General features: G+C 43.2%; 14 protein-coding genes. 10 read left to right on the forward strand and 4 right to left on the reverse strand.

The window, feature by feature from the left end:
- Window positions 1–129 precede the first annotated feature (129 nt).
- A complete protein-coding gene (locus tag F941_RS02550) occupies window positions 130–579 on the forward strand; it encodes a bacteriohemerythrin (RefSeq protein ID WP_018572776.1) in 450 nt (149 codons plus the stop codon).
- On the opposite strand, the gene holA is transcribed toward F941_RS02550, so the two are convergent.
- The 4 genes from holA to F941_RS02570 form a co-directional block, all read right to left on the reverse strand.
- A complete protein-coding gene (holA, locus tag F941_RS02555; RefSeq protein ID WP_005007426.1) occupies window positions 576–1,574 on the reverse strand; it encodes a DNA polymerase III subunit delta in 999 nt (332 codons plus the stop codon). The two genes, F941_RS02550 and holA, sit on opposite strands and share 4 nt — an antisense overlap.
- A 14-nt stretch (window positions 1,575–1,588) precedes the next feature.
- On the reverse strand, window positions 1,589–2,122 hold the full coding sequence (locus F941_RS02560; RefSeq protein ID WP_005007428.1) for an LPS-assembly lipoprotein LptE: 534 nt from the start codon (window positions 2,120–2,122) through the stop codon (window positions 1,589–1,591).
- 249 nt (window positions 2,123–2,371) lie between these two features.
- The gene (gene leuS / locus F941_RS02565; protein ID WP_005007431.1) at window positions 2,372–4,993 is read right to left on the reverse strand and encodes a leucine--tRNA ligase; all 2,622 of its coding nucleotides are present in this window, start codon (window positions 4,991–4,993) and stop codon (window positions 2,372–2,374) included.
- Between the two features lie 131 nt (window positions 4,994–5,124).
- Window positions 5,125–5,448 (reverse strand): DUF4124 domain-containing protein, encoded by a 324-nt coding sequence (locus F941_RS02570; RefSeq protein WP_005007433.1) that lies wholly within the window; start codon window positions 5,446–5,448, stop codon window positions 5,125–5,127.
- Window positions 5,449–6,151: 703 nt separating this feature from the next.
- Here F941_RS02570 and F941_RS02575 point away from each other — a divergent pair.
- From F941_RS02575 to F941_RS02615, 9 genes are all read left to right on the forward strand, one after another.
- Entirely contained in the window at window positions 6,152–7,879 is a 1,728-nt protein-coding gene (locus tag F941_RS02575) for an acetolactate synthase 3 large subunit (protein ID WP_018572778.1), read from the forward strand.
- Window positions 7,876–8,367, forward strand: a complete 492-nt coding sequence (gene ilvN, locus F941_RS02580; protein ID WP_005007440.1) for an acetolactate synthase small subunit — start codon at window positions 7,876–7,878, stop codon at window positions 8,365–8,367. Before F941_RS02575 ends, ilvN begins: the two co-directional genes overlap by 4 nt.
- Window positions 8,368–8,474: 107 nt before the next feature.
- On the forward strand, window positions 8,475–9,491 hold the full coding sequence (gene ilvC / locus F941_RS02585; protein ID WP_005007441.1) for a ketol-acid reductoisomerase: 1,017 nt from the start codon (window positions 8,475–8,477) through the stop codon (window positions 9,489–9,491).
- A 508-nt stretch (window positions 9,492–9,999) separates the two neighbouring features.
- Window positions 10,000–10,827: an XAC2610-related protein gene (locus F941_RS02590; protein WP_005007443.1), complete on the forward strand. Its 828-nt coding sequence runs from the start codon at window positions 10,000–10,002 to the stop codon at window positions 10,825–10,827.
- A 968-nt stretch (window positions 10,828–11,795) separates the two neighbouring features.
- Window positions 11,796–12,314 carry a hypothetical protein gene (locus F941_RS02595; protein ID WP_005007452.1) on the forward strand — a complete coding sequence of 173 codons (519 nt, stop codon included), beginning with the start codon at window positions 11,796–11,798 and terminating at the stop codon, window positions 12,312–12,314.
- Window positions 12,315–12,406: 92 nt separating this feature from the next.
- Window positions 12,407–13,141: a fimbrial biogenesis chaperone gene (locus tag F941_RS02600; RefSeq protein ID WP_228128331.1), complete on the forward strand. Its 735-nt coding sequence runs from the start codon at window positions 12,407–12,409 to the stop codon at window positions 13,139–13,141.
- A gap of 17 nt (window positions 13,142–13,158) precedes the next feature.
- Window positions 13,159–15,465, forward strand: a complete 2,307-nt coding sequence (locus tag F941_RS02605; RefSeq protein ID WP_005007459.1) for a fimbria/pilus outer membrane usher protein — start codon at window positions 13,159–13,161, stop codon at window positions 15,463–15,465.
- Between the two features lie 10 nt (window positions 15,466–15,475).
- A complete protein-coding gene (locus F941_RS02610) occupies window positions 15,476–15,886 on the forward strand; it encodes a hypothetical protein (protein WP_005007461.1) in 411 nt (136 codons plus the stop codon).
- Between the two features lie 235 nt (window positions 15,887–16,121).
- Entirely contained in the window at window positions 16,122–17,396 is a 1,275-nt protein-coding gene (locus F941_RS02615) for a glycosyltransferase family 4 protein (RefSeq protein WP_005007468.1), read from the forward strand.
- Window positions 17,397–17,417: the final 21 nt, after the last annotated feature.

Below are 17,417 nucleotides of genomic sequence, written 5' to 3' on the forward strand. Positions count from 1 at the left end.
AGCTTTCAAGAATAAAAAATTGTAAGATCAAATCCCATAAAAAAATTATGGGATTAAGAATAAGAAAGATTTGCATAACAATTGTGCAGGAAATATTTCTTGAATATGGAAATTTATAAGGGGTAAATGATGGAGTGGAATGACAGCTATAATATCGGCATCGATGTGATTGATCATCAGCACCGCCAAATTTTAGATTATATTAATGCTTTGGATCAAATTAGAGTCAGCGGAGAGCGCGATAAGATCAGAGAGGTCTTAAACGATCTGATTGACTATACGCAATCGCATTTCAGCTTTGAAGAAAATTTACTGGAGCAAGTGCATTATCAGTATTTGCCCTCCCACAGAGGCATTCACGAATTATTTGTCAAGCGGCTGAATGATTACCGTCAAAAATTTGAGCTTGGGGAATCGATCGAAAATGACTTGTACCGCTTATTGTCAAAGTGGCTGATTAACCATATTCAGCATGATGATCAGGACTATGTGGATAGTGTGAGAGACAATATGCTGCACTATTTGCGCGCGCAGGAACAGAAAAAAGGCAAAAGCTGGTTTTCGCGTTTCTTCAGTTAAGCCATTGACGGTGCAAATAAAGTTTTGCCGCACAGGCTGGCAATCGCTTGCAGCACCAAATGTTCAGGGTTTTCATCGCCTAGGCCTTTGATGGAGGCATCAATGCGCAGCAGCAGGGCAGGCCAAGTCAAGAAAACATTGGCATCCAGGCGGCGCAATGCCTGCTGATACAGGCTGATTTTGGTTTTCCAAATTCCCAGCTGCAATGCATTTTGCGGCTGTTCAAACAGCGCCATCAGCAGGCGCATTTCTTTACTGATGCTCCAAAGGATGAGTGACATCGGTTCGCCAGAAGCGATCAGGTACTGAAAAATTTTAACAGCCTGCGCCAAGTTGCCCTGCAGCAGCGCGTCATTCATATCATAAGTTGTGTAGCGGGACTGATCCTGCAGGCAAGAATACAGATGATCAATTTGAATGATCTCGACATCTGAAAATGTGTCGCTGACCCGCATCAGGCTGTTTTTAGCCGCCAGCAGGTTATGTTCATGATGCTGTTCTAGCCATTGCCATGCATCATTGGCCAGCTTGATCCCGAGCTTTTGCGCTTCGGCAGCTAAAATTTGCTGACGGTCTTTCGGATAATTTGCTGTGAGCGCAACATTCACGCCATTGGCGTCAATGACTTGAAAAAATGCCGTTTTCAGGCTGCTGGCATCCTGTTTGGGCATCACAACCAGCAGGAGGTTGTGCTCATTGTGCTGAATATAGCTTTTCAGCTCTTTGAGGCCATTGGCATCAGGCTTAATGCTGCCATGAACTTCAATAGCCAGCTGGCTGGAAAACAGCGATAGGCTGTTCAGCGCATTAAATACGGTTTTCCAGTCACTGACGCTGCTGATGTCATAGCGCTGCCGTTCGATATCCTGCTTATGCCAGCTGGCGCGGAATGCATCAATCAGATTCTGTTCCAGCAGCGGTTCCTGACCATGCAGCACCCATGCGCCGCGGGCTTCATCGACACGCTTAAGCGCTTGCAGGTAATCGAGCTTCATAAATACAGTTCAGCTTATTTGGCAGCTGGCGCTGCTGTGCGCTGAATTGCCAGCGGCAGGCGGTTCGATGCAATTTGGCGGGCAATCTGCTGCGCCACATCATCAATGATCACCTGATTCAGGAATTTTTGTTCCTGATCATCAGTATTCACTGTTGCGACATCATATTGATAGGTGCGTGTCGCCATAACCGTGCGCGGTTCTGTGACCGGGTTGCCTTGCGCATCTTCAATGCGGAAAGTGACACTCAGGCGGAGCAGTGTTTCAACCAGCTTGCCATTCAGCTCCATGCGGCGCGGCGTATAGTCCAGTACGCGCAGCGTATAGGCCTGAGCGTCGTTATTGATTTTAATTCCGGCAGCGCCTAAGTAAATATTCAATTTTTCTTCAAGTTCTTCGGTATCTTTGGGCAAAGCCAGTTTCATGTTGGCATAAGTGACCGGCGCAACATTAGGATTGGTGCCTTTTAAATGGAAGCCGCAGCCCGTCAAGCCTGCACCTAGACCCAAGGTTAATACGATTGCTGCAGCGCGTTGAACCAAATGCATGCGGTATCCTCTGATAGGTTTTCTCAAACTTATAGGCAGTTTTGAGATGAATATTGTTTTGTTCAATGCATGGGATTGTAAAGTCAAAGCCCGCTGACTGGCAACGGGCTTTGTTTGGGAATTGTTTTATTCCTTAAGTTCCCTCTCCTTTTAGGAGAGGGTTAGGGAGAGGTTAATTGATTTAACAACCCTCATCCCAGCCTTCTCCCTGAGCCATATATGGCGCAAGAGAAGGGGGTTATAAAGCAATTAAACCACCAAATTCACTAATTTATTCGGCACCACAATTTCTTTCTTGGTTGGGCCCGTCAAGAATTGCTGCACTTCAGGCAGTGCTTTCGCCTGCGCCAAGATGTCATCTTTAGAGGCATCAACTGATACTTCCAATTTGCCGCGCAGTTTGCCGTTGACTTGAACCACGATAGTTTGCGTATTGCGCGTTAACGCAGACGCATCCACAGCCGGGAACAGCACTGAAGTCAAATCGATATTGAATTGAGCCAATAAAGTCTGACTTAAATGCGGCGCAAAAGGCGCAAGCAAAGTCAGCAAAGCGGTAATGGATTCGCGGGCAACCGCAACATCATTATCATCTTTGGCTTCAAACTTGTTGTTGGCATTCAGCAATTCCATCATTGCGGCAATGGCGGTATTGAATGCATGGCGGCGTTCAATGTCATCGCCCACTTTTTGGATGGTTTCGTGGGTTTTGCGGCGCAGGTCTTGCGCTTCAGTTGAAAGCTGAGCCACATCAAACGCAGTTGCATCGTTGCCTTTTTCAAGGAACCCGGAAACTAAACGCCATACCCGCTTCAAGAAACGGTTAGAGCCTTCAACACCGGCATCCGACCATTCAAGTGATTGATCAGGCGGCGCAGCGAACATCATAAATACGCGCGCCGTATCTGCGCCGTACTGATCAATAATCGCTTGCGGGTCGATACCGTTATTTTTCGATTTCGACATTTTTTCCTGACCGCCAACGACAACTTCTTGACCATCGCCTGTATATTTTGCAGAAAGAACACGGCCTTTTTCATCACGTTCAAGTTCGATATCGGCAGGGTTAAACCAAGTTTTCTTGCCTGATTCAGCTTCACGATAGAAGGTATCTGCAAGCACCATGCCTTGCGTTAAAAGGTTGGTGAATGGTTCATTGCCTTGCACGACGCCTTCATCACGCATCAATTTGTGGAAAAAGCGTGCATAAAGCAAATGCAGAATCGCATGTTCTACACCGCCGATATATTGATTCACCGGCAACCATGATTGGGCTGCTTCAGGTTTAACTAAACCGCCGGTAAAGTCAGGTGAAGCGTAACGTGCATAATACCAAGAAGACTCTACGAACGTATCCAAAGTATCGGTTTCACGGCGCGCTTCGCCGCCGCAGCATGGACATGTGGTTTGATAGAATTCAGGCATTTTATTCAATGGGTTGCCTGAACCATCCGGAACAACATCTGTCGGAAGTACAACAGGAAGCTGTTCTTCTGACACTGGCACTTGGCCGCACTTGTCGCAGTTGATCATTGGAATTGGACAACCCCAATAACGCTGGCGGGATACGCCCCAGTCGCGTAAGCGGAATTGAACTTTAGCGTTTGCCAAGCCTTGCGGTTCTAATTTAGCAAGGAATGCATCAAATGCAGCTTGGAACTCTAGACCGTCAAATTCGCCTGAATTGACCAATTTGCCTTCTTTAGAACCGTACCATTCTTGCCATTCAGTTGCAGAATACTCAGCATCGTCAGCGCCTTTGGCATCAATCACTTGTTTGATGTTTAAATCAAATTTATTGGCAAATTCATAATCGCGCTCATCATGTGCAGGAACAGCCATCACTGCGCCTGAACCGTAAGACATCAGCACGTAGTTGGCGATCCAGACAGGCACTTCTTCACCTGTCACAGGATGCTTCACAGAAAGGCCAGTTGCCATGCCTTTCTTTTCGGCAGTGGCAAGGTCAGCTTCTGCCACTGAACCCATGCGGCATTCTTCAATGAAGGCTTTTAGAGTTTCATTGCTTTCAGCCGCTTTTAAAGCCAAAGGATGTTCCGCTGCAACCGCAACATAGGTGACACCCATTAGGGTATCCGCACGTGTGGTATATACCGTTAAACCGTCTGCATAAACTTCAGGATTGGCAGAAGGGAAAGTGATTTCCATCCCTTGTGAACGGCCAATCCAGTTGCGCTGCATGGTCAAGACTTGCTGCGGCCAGCCGTCTTTTAAAGTGTCTAAATCGTCTAATAATTCTTGCGCATAGTCAGTGATGCGGAAGTAATACATTGGAATATCGCGTTTTTCAACCAATGCGCCAGAGCGCCAGCCGCGGCCGTTTTCAACTTGCTCATTGGCCAGAACGGTTTGATCCACTGGATCCCAGTTCACTGTAGACAGTTTGCGGTAGATCAGGCCTTTTTTATACAGCTGAACAAATAACCATTGTTCCCAGTGATAGTACTCAGGCGTACAAGTCGCAAATTCACGATCCCAGTCGACTGAAAGCCCCAATTTTTTCAATTGGTCACGCATATAGGCAATATTTTCAAAGGTCCATTTTGCCGGTGCAACTTGATGGGCAATCGCCGCGTTTTCAGCAGGCAGGCCGAAAGCATCCCAGCCCATCGGTTGCAGGACTGTTTCACCTTTGAGGCGGTGGAAACGGCTGATGACATCGCCAATGGTGTAGTTACGCACATGACCCATATGCAGTTTGCCACTTGGATAAGGAAACATCGAGAGGATATAACGATGAGGGCCTTCTACCGTGTCTGCAACTTTAAACGATTTGCGATCTTCCCAGTCTTTCTGGACTTGGGGCTCAATCGCACTTGCTTGATATTCAGGGTCAATATGAGTAGTCATAAATGTATTTGAGCGTAATGGTTAAAAAACTGTGTGGTACAGCATAGCGCAAAATGCACTGAAAAGTGAATTTTGCGCCATGCTTTTCTGCGATTGGGGCTGCAGCTTGCGGCGGAATTAAATTCAGAAAACTACTTCGGCATCTCTTCAGCAGGAATTTGAGGAATATTTGCAGGCTTATTTTCTTGGACTGCTTTTTCAGCTTCTTTTGCTACCGCTTCTGCATCAGGACTGGCTTCATTCTGTGCAGCAGGCGCAGCTGATGAATTTTTCCAGCCGTAGGTTTCAACTTTTCCTTTTTTACTGGCCGATTTCGGCGGCGGAGTAGCGGTGTAATGCGTTGAACCTTTAGCATCCACCCATTTATAAAAATTCTGTGCAAGACTGCTTTGTGCGGTGAAAATAAGCGCAAGTGCAGGAAGTGCATTCCCCAATTTTAAAAAAGTCATTTTCATGATGAATTCTTTTCCTTGACTGTATCCAAAATGCAGTTTTAGCCTGCATTAAAAAATAAAATTTTGCGCTTTTTTTTACCTTGATGCTATAAATTTTTGAAGCGGATGGGATAAAATGGCGCAGATAGAATGCTGTGCTGTAGAAACTGCAGCATGCGGCTGAAAATTAGCCAGATATTGCTGCAGGCTGGCTTCAGGCCATGCACGAATACGTTAAGCGGGCCGTTTCGCTGGCTTATATTAATTAAATATATTTATCTAATATATAAAATAATTTAATCATTTAGCTTTTTCTTCTGCAAAAGCTGAAAAGAAAAGCGGCGCGGGCAGATTATCCAAAGCTTAAAAAATAAACGGTCTGTAAATAAACAGAAAAAAGCTAATTTTTAAACTTGACTTTAATAGTCGAAACAACAAAAATGCTGTTTTAGTTTTAAATGCCTTAGTCGATCACCCTTCGAATAAGTGTCATGTCATGCAATGGACAACTTCTCTAGCCGAGAAGCTGAACAAAGTGAATAAAACATGCTTATCCCAGCAGGTTTTAGATCTCATATTGCTCAAACAGCAGTCAGATCACAAATTTTTCCTATTGCCATGAAAACTATGAAATATGTGTGCTATAACAGTGCATACAGTTAACAAATGAACTGCCCCAAATGTCTCCCATTTGGCGGTGAAAAAAAGATTAGGGTGAATCACGTTGGAACTTTTATCTGGTGGTGAAATGCTTGTTCGCGCATTGGCGGACGAAGGCGTTGAACATGTTTTTGGATACCCAGGCGGCGCAGTATTGCATATTTACGATGCGCTATTTCAACAAGAACGAATCAATCATTACCTCGTGCGTCATGAACAAGCTGCGGGCCATATGGCAGATGCTTATTCGCGTGCAACAGGTAAAACGGGTGTAGTGCTGGTCACTTCGGGCCCAGGCGCAACCAATACTGTAACTCCAATCGCAACAGCTTATATGGACTCAATCCCAATGGTGATTTTGTCTGGTCAAGTTGCTTCGCATTTAATTGGTGAAGATGCGTTCCAGGAAACAGATATGGTGGGTATTTCACGTCCAATCGTGAAACACAGCTTCCAAGTGCGTCATGCCAGTGAAATCCCTGCAATTATCAAAAAAGCATTTTATATCGCATCTTCAGGCCGTCCAGGACCTGTTGTTGTTGATATTCCTAAAGATGCAACCAATCCTGCAGAAAAATTCGCTTACGAATATCCTGAAAAAGTGAAGATGCGCTCATACCAGCCGCCTCACCGCGGTCATTCAGGCCAAATCCGCAAAGCGATTGATGAGCTGATTAACGCGAAGCGTCCTGTTATATATTCAGGCGGTGGTGTTGTTCAAGGCAATGCTTCTGAGCAATTGACTGAACTTGCGCATTTGCTAGGTTACCCAGTAACAAATACTTTGATGGGCCTAGGCGCGTTCCCGGGCAATGATCCGCAATTTATCGGTATGCTGGGCATGCATGGTACATACGAAGCCAACATGACGATGCACAATGCAGATGTGATTCTGTGTATCGGCGCGCGTTTTGATGACCGTGTAACTAACAACCCTGCGAAATTCTGTCCAAACGCTAAAGTCATTCATATTGACATTGATCCTGCGACAATTTCGAAAACCATCATGGCGCACATCCCAATTGTGGGCGCGGTAGAACCTGTATTGCAGGAAATGCTGGCGCAATTGAAACAGTTGAATGTATCTAAGCCAAATCCAGAAATCATTGCGGATTGGTGGAAGCAAATTGATGAATGGCGTCAAGTTCATGGCTTGAAGTATGAGAAAACGACTGATGGTACAATGAAGCCGCAGCAAGTCGTTGCCGCTTTAGACAAAATTACCAATAGCCAAGCGATTATTACTTCAGACGTTGGCCAGCATCAAATGTTTGGCGCGCTGTACTATAAATATACGCGTCCACGTCAATGGATCAACTCAGGTGGCCTAGGTACGATGGGTGTGGGCTTGCCATATGCGATGGCAGCCAAGCTTGCGTTCCCGGATCAGCAAGTAGTGTGTATCACTGGCGAAGCTTCAATCCAGATGTGTATTCAAGAGCTGTCTACCTGTAAGCAGTATGGCTTGAATGTGAAAATCTTGTGCTTAAACAACCGTGCGCTTGGCATGGTAAAACAATGGCAGGATATGAACTACGAAGGCCGCCATTCAAGTTCTTATGTAGAGTCATTGCCTGACTTTGCAAAACTGATGGAAGCTTATGGTCACGTTGGTATTCAAATTGACCATGCGGATGAGCTTGAGTCTAAGTTGGCTGAAGCCATGGCGATCAATGACAAGTGCGTATTTATTAACGTGATGGTTGACCGTTCAGAGCATGTATATCCAATGCTGATTGCTGGTCAGTCAATGAAGGATATGTGGTTAGGCAAAGGGGAGCGTACACAATGAGACACATTATCTCTGTACTCGTAGAAAACGAAGCTGGCGCGCTTTCCCGTTTGGTTGGCCTGTTTTCTCAGCGTAATTACAACATTGAGACTTTAAATGTTGCACCGACTGAAGATCCGACATTATCTCGTCTTACGCTGACCACTTACGGCGATGACCACAAAATTGAACAGATTACCAAGCAGCTGAATAAGTTGGTTGAAGTGGTAAAAGTGGTTGATTTGTCTGAAGGCGCGCACATTGAGCGCGAGCTGATGCTGATTAAGGTGAAAGCTTTAGGCGCAGCGCGTGCAGAAATTAAACGCACAGCGGATATTTTCCGTGCGCAAGTTGTCGATGTAACGCCGACGACGTATACCATCCAGATTGCAGGTACGACTGAAAAAATTGATGGCTTTATTGATGCCTTGGCTGAAAATACCATTCTGGAAGTCGTTCGTTCAGGCGTATCTGGTATCGCACGCGGCGAAAAAGTTTTAACAATCTAATTTTTAACAAATACATCCTCTCTTGTTTTAGAGAGAGGAGCTTAATTGAGTGAAAATAAGAACTCACTTATTAAGTAAGGAAACAAAGCATTTAAGCGGAGACAGCAATGCAAATTTTTTATGATAAAGACACAGACTTATCCATCATCCAAGGTAAAAAAGTAGCGATTATTGGTTACGGTTCTCAAGGTCATGCACATGCGCTTAACCTTAAAGATTCCGGTGTAGACGTAACTGTTGGTTTGCGCGCTAATTCTGCTTCTTGGAAAAAAGCTGAGAATTCAGGTCTTAAAGTTGCTGAAGTTCCTGCTGCTGTTGCGCAAGCTGACGTGGTGATGATTTTGACTCCAGATGAGTTCCAATCTCAGCTTTACCGCGACGTGATTGAACCAAACATCAAAGAAGGCGCAACTTTAGCATTTGCTCACGGTTTCTCTATTCTTTATAACCAAGTTGTGCCGCGCGCTGACTTAGATGTAATTATGGTTGCTCCAAAAGCGCCAGGCCACACAGTACGTTCTGAATACCAGCGCGGTTCAGGTGTTCCTGACTTAATCGCGATCCACCAAGATGCTTCTGGTAATGCACGTAACGTTGCGCTTTCTTATGCTTCAGGCGTAGGCGGCGGCCGTACAGGTATCATCGAAACTTCTTTCCGTGAAGAAACTGAAACTGACTTATTCGGTGAACAAGCAGTTCTTTGCGGCGGCGCGGTTGAATTGGTAAAAATGGGCTTCGAAACTTTGGTTGAAGCTGGTTATGCGCCTGAAATGGCTTACTTCGAATGCTTGCATGAACTTAAGTTAATCGTTGATTTGATGTTCGAAGGCGGTATCGCGGACATGAACTACTCAGTATCAAACAATGCTGAGTACGGTGAATATGTGACTGGTACTGAAGTAATCAACGAACAGTCTCGTGAAGCAATGCGCAATGCGCTTAAACGTATTCAATCTGGTGAATATGCGAAGATGTTCATTCAAGAAGGTGCATTGAACTACCCATCGATGACTGCGCGCCGCCGTCAAAATGCTGCTCACGGTATCGAAGTAACGGGTAACAAGCTGCGTGCAATGATGCCTTGGATTCAAGCGAACAAAATCGTAGATAAAGAGAAAAACTAAGTTTTAGTTTTCTTTTAAAAAACCCACTCGATTGAGTGGGTTTTTTATTGGGATGGGAAGATCAAAATTACGTACCTTAAAAGAGTCAAGCGGGCAGGATTTTAGACCAAGAAAAAAATGCAGTTTTTGATTGAGTTGATTTTAGAACTGTAAAAAGAACGTTTCTTATCAACATGCGGACGTTGATGCAGGCTTGAAGCTATTGGAGGCTTAAGGTTTAGATGTCTCTTGTTTGGAGGATTCAGTCAGTTTTTACGGTACGGCATGTATCTTCAAGAGCTGAAAATTTCGCAGGATGCTTTGCTTAATCTGCAATTTGGAATTGGCGGAGTTTATGCATCTAAAATTGAAAGGTGTTGCGTGGACGTTGAAAATGGGATGCTTGAAAAAAAAATAAGTCAAACCGCTATGCTTTTGCTGCAAAACTCATAAAAAGCGTTTCACGCTGTTGCAAAAATGTTGTGATACATTACTCATAAATCATTCTTTTTTTGAGTGTGGCTCCGCAATGAATAAAAAAACTCTCCTTTGTATTGCTGCAGTAGCTTTTTCTAGCTTAAGTTCCGCTGAAAGCCCTGCTGTTCCATCGGGCAATGAACAGCTGAAATCCATTGGCAGTGTCCGAGTCTCTATGCAGAGAATGCTGCGATCGACCGATGGCCGCTACTTTTTAGATTTGTATGCGGGCATATGGAATCCGCATGGGGTGCTGAAAGATTTGGCGGAAACTAAAAGCATTGCCTTTAAGGGAAATCAAAAAGGGGATCAGCTGAATCTTAAATCCGTCAGCGTAGACAGCATGGATGAGTCGGCGCCCAAATATGAATTGAGTGGCAAGCTGGACGCCAATACGGGTTTAATGGCATCTGTACTGGCATCATCAGATGCAGCAGAAAATGCCACTATACACTTCGAGCCAGCTTTCAAGGCGGCTGATAAGCCGATCATTGTATTTAAATTTTACGGCGCTGAAGGTGGAAGTCAGCCCTATGGCAAAGCTTTAAAGCGGCTGGATATTATTAATAAAGCTAATAATTCTGTGATGCAGAGTTTAACGGGATTTACGGCCTATGCAGGCAGTATTGGCTTTCTGGATGTTAATTTTGATGGCTATTACGATGTTGTGCTGGCGGATACTTCTGACAGCCGGAAAGTTGAAGATAAGCGCTTTATTTATTGGATGTATAATCCAAAAACCAAGCAATTTCAGCGCTCACCGCAGTTAGAAAAAATAGCTGGCTTTCCTGCATTGCATGGCGAAAAGCAGCAGATAGATTTTGGAAATGCCCAGTTGTATCAAGTGCAAAATGGCCTATTGAACCGTATTCAAGAATAAGATGGAATCCTGTGTGAGTTAAAGCTGCATTGCTTGATTTTCATGCCAATTTTTGTAAAACGCAGATTTGTCAGTTCAAGTCTGCGTTTTTTTATTGTCATAAAGGTGAACATGCAGGGGGTGATCGTATTGGCTTTTGTAGAATACTCAATTCATTGAGGCGGGTAAGAGTCAATGATTGTGCTTGTTTAAAATGGCTGCAGTACCGCGGGGTATTTAAATGCAAGCGCTGAAGATTAGAGAATAGCTGCTTGAGGCGGGAAGGGAAATATTAAGCAAAGCGTACTTTAGGTGGTAAAAAAATTAAATAAATGCAGTATTTTTCACTTAAGCGGAAGGCGGTTCTTAAAATTTCTCTATGTTTGTTTTCTATGTGGAGTTTGAAAGCCTTCAAATAATTTTGTAAATTTGTGACATATTGTGTATTTTTTAGTCTAAAAATATCAAATTTTGTTCAAGAAACAATCCCTAATTTTGGGTATTCGTATTTATTAAACTTATCAACATTTAATACATGATAGGAAATGTTCAAAAAAATAGATGAATAGTAAAATAAAATAGATGTAAATAAGCTAAAAATGAAGAAAAATCGGGGTTTAATGTAATTTAATGTAATTTAAATGGAAAAACTTATTAATGAAATAACATTTATTTAGGCGCCGAAAAATCAAAAAAACATTTGCGCATTCTTTTTTTTTATCAAGATTTTGATTGTAATATTGTGAAACAAATTTATAAATTCATAATAAACATGAAAATTACCACTCTATCTGTATAAATGTGTGACGCATTTCACACATTGTGTGAAAAATGCAATATAAATTATTTTTTATAAATTTTGTTGAACAATGGTTATGCCCTTGGAAGAAATGAAGATTGATTAGATTAAATGACTTAATGATCAGTATCGCTAAACAATCCTATTCGAATAAGTGGTGGCTAGATAATAAATTTATGGAGAATCCATCATGAATAAAATGACACAAGCTGCTCTAGCAGCATTAGTACTAGGTGCATGTTCAGCAGGCGCTTTTGCAGACGATGCTGCTAAAGGCGGCGATAACGATCGCTGGCAGGGCTGTACTGATCTAGGCTGCAGCCGAGATATTCCAATTAAATTAACCGTGCCTAAAAAATGCACTATTTCTGATCCGAAAGATCTGGTGTTAAAAACAGATGCAAGCAATGTGACTTCAAGCTATAGCGTAACCACAAATACGCATTATATTTTGAACTTAACTACAGCAAATGCCAATACCAGCAACAATACGTTTGTGAAGAATGGCAGCAATACAATTGACACAGTGATTACCACTGCGAAAACTTCAGGCAGTGCTGGCCCAGCTGCTCCAACTTGGGGCAACAATAACTATGCAGGCATGTCAGTTGATAATTTCACTGTGACAGCGCGCACCAAAGTTGCTGTTCCAGCAACCGCAGCTGCTGGTGATTACACTGATACATACAAAATCCGTGTATATTACTAAAAGTGGCTATTTACTGACCATAGCAAGGTTTAGTACAGTATAAATAAGAAAGCAGAATGCAAAATCTGACTTGTTGCCAGCAATGAGTCAGATTGATTACAATTAAAAAAAAGAGCGAAATAATGAAAAAAAATTTATTGATTTTTATGACATCGCTGCTGTTTGCCATCAAAGCTTTTGCCGGGGTTTCAGTCTCACCTGTACAGCTGTTTATAGACAACCCGAATAAGCTGAAATCGACAACACTGACTTTGGAATCTGTTGATGAAACAGAGAAGCGGGTTTTTGAAGTCAAGGTATTTAAGTGGACGCAAACAGAACAGGGTGAAAACGTCCTGGAACCTGATAATAATATTATTATCAATCCCAAAAATTTTATTTTACAGCCAAACAAAAAACAAGCGATACGGGTCGGTTTTACACCGTCAGTTGCCCAAGGTTTAAATACAGCAGAGGAGCAGGCATGGCGGATTATCATCGATGAAATTACCCCAGTGGGCAATCAAATGATGGTGAAATTTTTAGTTAACTTTAATTTACCCTTGTTTGTGGGCAAGCAGGATAATCTTAAAGTTAATTTTGAGGTAAAAAATGGGCACCTGATTTTAAATAACCTTGCAAATTCCCATGTGCAAGTGACTAATCTGAAACTGCTGGATGAGCAAAGAAAAGTAATTTTCAGCAACGATACAATGGCTTATGTGCTGGCTAAGCATAAAATATTTTATGATTTAAAAAATATCAATTTAACAGATCCAAAAAAATATAGCGTAGTACTAGAAACAAATAACTCGAAAAAAGCAGTTGAGATGAAATTATTTAACTAATTATTGGGAGAATCAATATGGCTATAAATAAAAAAATAATAGTCATGGTGAATTTTTTTTTGGTTGTCAGCGCTCATGCCGGTGATTTGCCATCTGAAAAATTTATTGCCAATTTATGGATAAATAATCTTAATCAAAATGTAGATGCAACATTAATTAAACGGGATGCAAATTATTATATTGAATGCGCTTTGCTGACTGAACGCAATGTAGATGCTAAATTGTTGAGCCAGCTGGATGGCGCCAATGACTTCTGTTTGGTCTCAAATGATCAATTGAAAGCTGATTTTGATGAAGAAAGTCAGGCGATTAAGCTGACCATCCCCAGTCAGTTTTTTTTAACTAGCCGTTACGGGCTTTATGAATTTGACCGGCCGGAAAAGGCCAACTTGGGCGGGTTCATTAATTATGAAGTGCAATATAACAATTCTGAGTTTTTGACTGGATACAATGGACTGGTCGATCTGGGTATTTTTAAGGACTACTGGTTTTTTAAAAATTCAATGCTGTATAACAGCGAGGCGATGGATGAAAAAACCGTGCGTATCGGCACCAGCCTCGATTTTGATTTTCCAGATAAGCTCACCAAATTAACTTTAGGTGATGCAACCACAGTTTCTAATCCATTTTTCAATTCGCTGCGGTTTGCCGGGATCAACTGGGGTACAAATTATTTAGAACGCCCAGGCTTTGTTTATTGGAATACGCCGCAATTGCAAGGTACAGCAAGATTGCCGTCTACCGTAGAGCTGTATATGAATGGTGTGAAAATATATAATCAAAAGGTCAGTCCTGGTGATTATGTACTGCAGACGGGTTCACAGGTCAACTACACCGGCAATGCGCAGATTGTTGTTGAGGATGTGCTGGGCAATCGAAGCGTTAGAACATTGCCCATCCTCATCAATAATAAACTGCTGCGTAAAGGGCTGAGTGAATACAATATCTCTTTAGGAAAACTCCGCTATAACTATTACACCTCAAGCAATGATTACCGGGATTTTCTAGCCAATCTTTATTACCGCAGAGGGCTAAGTGAAACCACCTCTTTGGGCACCAATATTTCATATACGCAGGATTTGCAAAATACGGGTATCACTTGGACACAAGGATTGCCGTATTTTGTAGTTTTAGACGCCCTTGTTATCAATGCGCATTCCAATGACGGTTCAAGATTTTTATATGGCTTGTCTTTAAGTAAGGAATTCAGCCGGATGTCCTTGGGGATCAGCTCCAAATATGCCGAAGATAATTTTAGCTATGTCGGAGATGATCCGCTGCAGGATAATGCAGTGCCTAAGTTTGAAAACTTTGCCTATGTCACCTTTAGCGAAGTGCCTTTTTTTCAAAATATAAACATGAGCTATGCAGAGCAAAAATATTATCAGGGCGGCAGCAACCCCTTTAATGACGACAAAATTTTCAATATCGGTTTTAACAGGCAAATAGGGAATAATATTTCGTTCGGATTAGGCTACTTTGAACGCTTTGGCGCGATTAAAGACAGCGGCGGTATCTTAAACATAACCTATAATTTTGATACCCGAAATAAAGTCTATTTGAACTATGCATCAGAGAATAGCAATGCCAGCGTGCAATATGTGCATGACAGCGGGCGCCAAGTTGGCTTGGATTATGCCATTGGCGCCAACCGCCGCCAGGATGAAAATATTGCCAGCTTGAACGTGGTTGCAAAAACCCGCGCGGGCGACCTGAGCATTCAGCATTATCACTATGAGCATGAAACAGATTCAACCATCGGATACAGCGGAGCAATTGCATTTTTGGATGGGCAAGTTAATTTTACGAAATCCATTAATAATGCATTTGCTTTGGTTAAGGTGGGCAATTACTCAGATATTGATGTATTAAGCGCATTAAACCACGTGGAAAAAACCAATAAGAAAGGCTATGCCTTTGTGCATGATATTGTTCCTTATATTAAATATGATATTGGTTTTGATGAAAATCAGCTGCCAATAGAAGAAAAATATGAGGTTTCATCTAAACCATTAACGACACTAAATCAGCGCGGCTATGTGGTTGACTTCCCAATTCAGCATACGTTTATCCTGACGCTGCATCCGCAAGATATCAATGGCGCAAACTTTAAACCGGGTTCTGAACTTCATCTAGCGAATGGGGATGTATATCCAATTACATCGGATGCATCAGTGACTGTATATGGCATGACTGCTGGAACCCATACAATGTCAGTTCTATATGGCGATAACGCAACTTGTTCATTTGATGTGAATATTACTGAGAAGGAGGCGAAAGAGGCAGAAGCCAGTTCTCAACCGTTGCGTGTTGTCTGTAAGTAAGGAGTGCGTGATGAACATTAAATATTTATTAGGCTTGGCTGGGCTGGTGATTGCCGCAAGCGGTCATGCCCAGCAATGCCAAATTGATCGAATGAGTTCGAGTCAGCTTCAGCTGAATGCAACGTCACAAACGCGGTCAGCGCTGTCTTTTAAGGTGAATTGTGATTTGAAATATGCGATTCAGTTTAGAACGCGCAATGCTGAGGGTGTATCGGGCAGAAGCTATTTAACCAATGGCCGTTTAGGGCGTTTGCAAACGCAGATGAATATTTCAGGAGGTTCCGGTTCCCGCTGGGGGACACCTATGACTCAATCAGGCTCTGATCAGTATATAGTCACTGTGCAGCTGATTGAGCGGCCAAACGCTATGACGCCGGCGGGCGACTATACGGATGATTTGTATATCAGCTTAATTTTTTAAGAAACTGTTTATATCGGTTTGATCTGCGGCAAGGTTCCTCTTTTGATCTAGCCCTAGTGATCAGCAGCCGCCTATGCTTATGCGGGGCGGCTGTCTTTTTAAGGAGCGCTATAGGGAATTTTAATTGAGGCGCATTTTTGCGCCGTCAAGCCATATTGGAACTGTCATCGAAATATCATTAAATTGAAAGAAACGCTTCCTATACTTGGGGTAAAACTCAAATGATAGGTAAGATATGGAACAGCTATCTGCATTCGGTCATTTAAAACAACAAGACGTTCCAGAAAATTTTAAGTTCTATTTTAAGAATAAAAATACGCAATATATTCAAAATGAGCACCGCGTGCTGAATGATCTGGTGCGGCCGCGGCTTAAAATAGCTGTCGTAACTGAAACATGGCCGCCGGAAATTAACGGTGTCGCCCTATCTTTGCTGCAATTATGCAAAGGCCTGCAACAGCAGGGGCATAAAATTCTTTTAATTCGTCCGCAGCAGAAACGGGTCAGCGGTCATTTTTCGCCAAATAAGGAATGTTTGGTGGTGGCGCAGGCCATTCCGCGTTATCCTTCTCTCAAATTCGGCTGGCCGCAGTTTTTAAAAGTATCCAGCGCAATCAGTGAGTTTTCGCCTGATGTGGTGCATATTGTCACGGAAGGGCCGCTGGGTTTGGCGGCGCTGCAGGCGGCAAAAGTTAGAAATATCCCGGTGTCCAGCGGTTTTCATTCAGCATTTCATGATTTTAGCCGGTTCTTCGATTTGGCATTCTTGCTGAAGCCGATTCAGCACTATCTATGCTGGTTTCATAACAATACACAATTGACCTGTGTGCCAAGCAAAGATACGGCACAATCTTTGCTAGATTTAGGAGTGCGCTGCCCAATGGCTGTGGTTGGCCGCGGGGTGGATGTAGACTGTTTTCATCCTAAGCACGCTTCATCTCAGCTGCGCCAGCAGTGGGGCGCAGATGAACAGACAAAAGTGTTGCTGTATGTCGGCAGGCTGTCGCCAGAAAAAGAAGTGCATGTGATTGTCAATGCATTCACTGCAATGCAAAAAATCAGCAGGCAGAAAACGGTATTGGTAATTGTCGGAGATGGCCCGGAGCGTCAAAAACTGCAGCGGTTAAATCCTGCGGCGCAAGTGATTTTTACCGGCAGCTTGAGTGATGCAAAGTTGTCAGAAGCCTATGCCAGCGCAGATGTTTTCGTTTTTGCCAGCCAGGTCGAAACTTTTGGCAATGTTGTGCTGGAAGCATTGGCAAGCGGTTTGCCTGTTATTGCTTATGATTATGCCTGCGCACAGCAGCACGTGCGCCAGCAAACGGGATGGCTGTGCCAATTGGGTGATACGGCCGCATTTATCCAGCGCATTCACCAATTGCCTGACAGGCAGGCGCTGAAGCGCATGGGGCTGAAAGCAAGAGAGGATATTCAGGATATTGGCTGGCAATATCCCGTTCAGCAATTCGAACAGGCGTTGTATTCAGCGGCAAAGGCGATCCTGCAATGATTTAAGCCAAGCCAAAGCGCT

The sequence above is a fragment of the Acinetobacter bouvetii DSM 14964 = CIP 107468 genome (assembly GCF_000368865.1).
In the GTDB taxonomy this organism is placed as follows: domain Bacteria; phylum Pseudomonadota; class Gammaproteobacteria; order Pseudomonadales; family Moraxellaceae; genus Acinetobacter; species Acinetobacter bouvetii.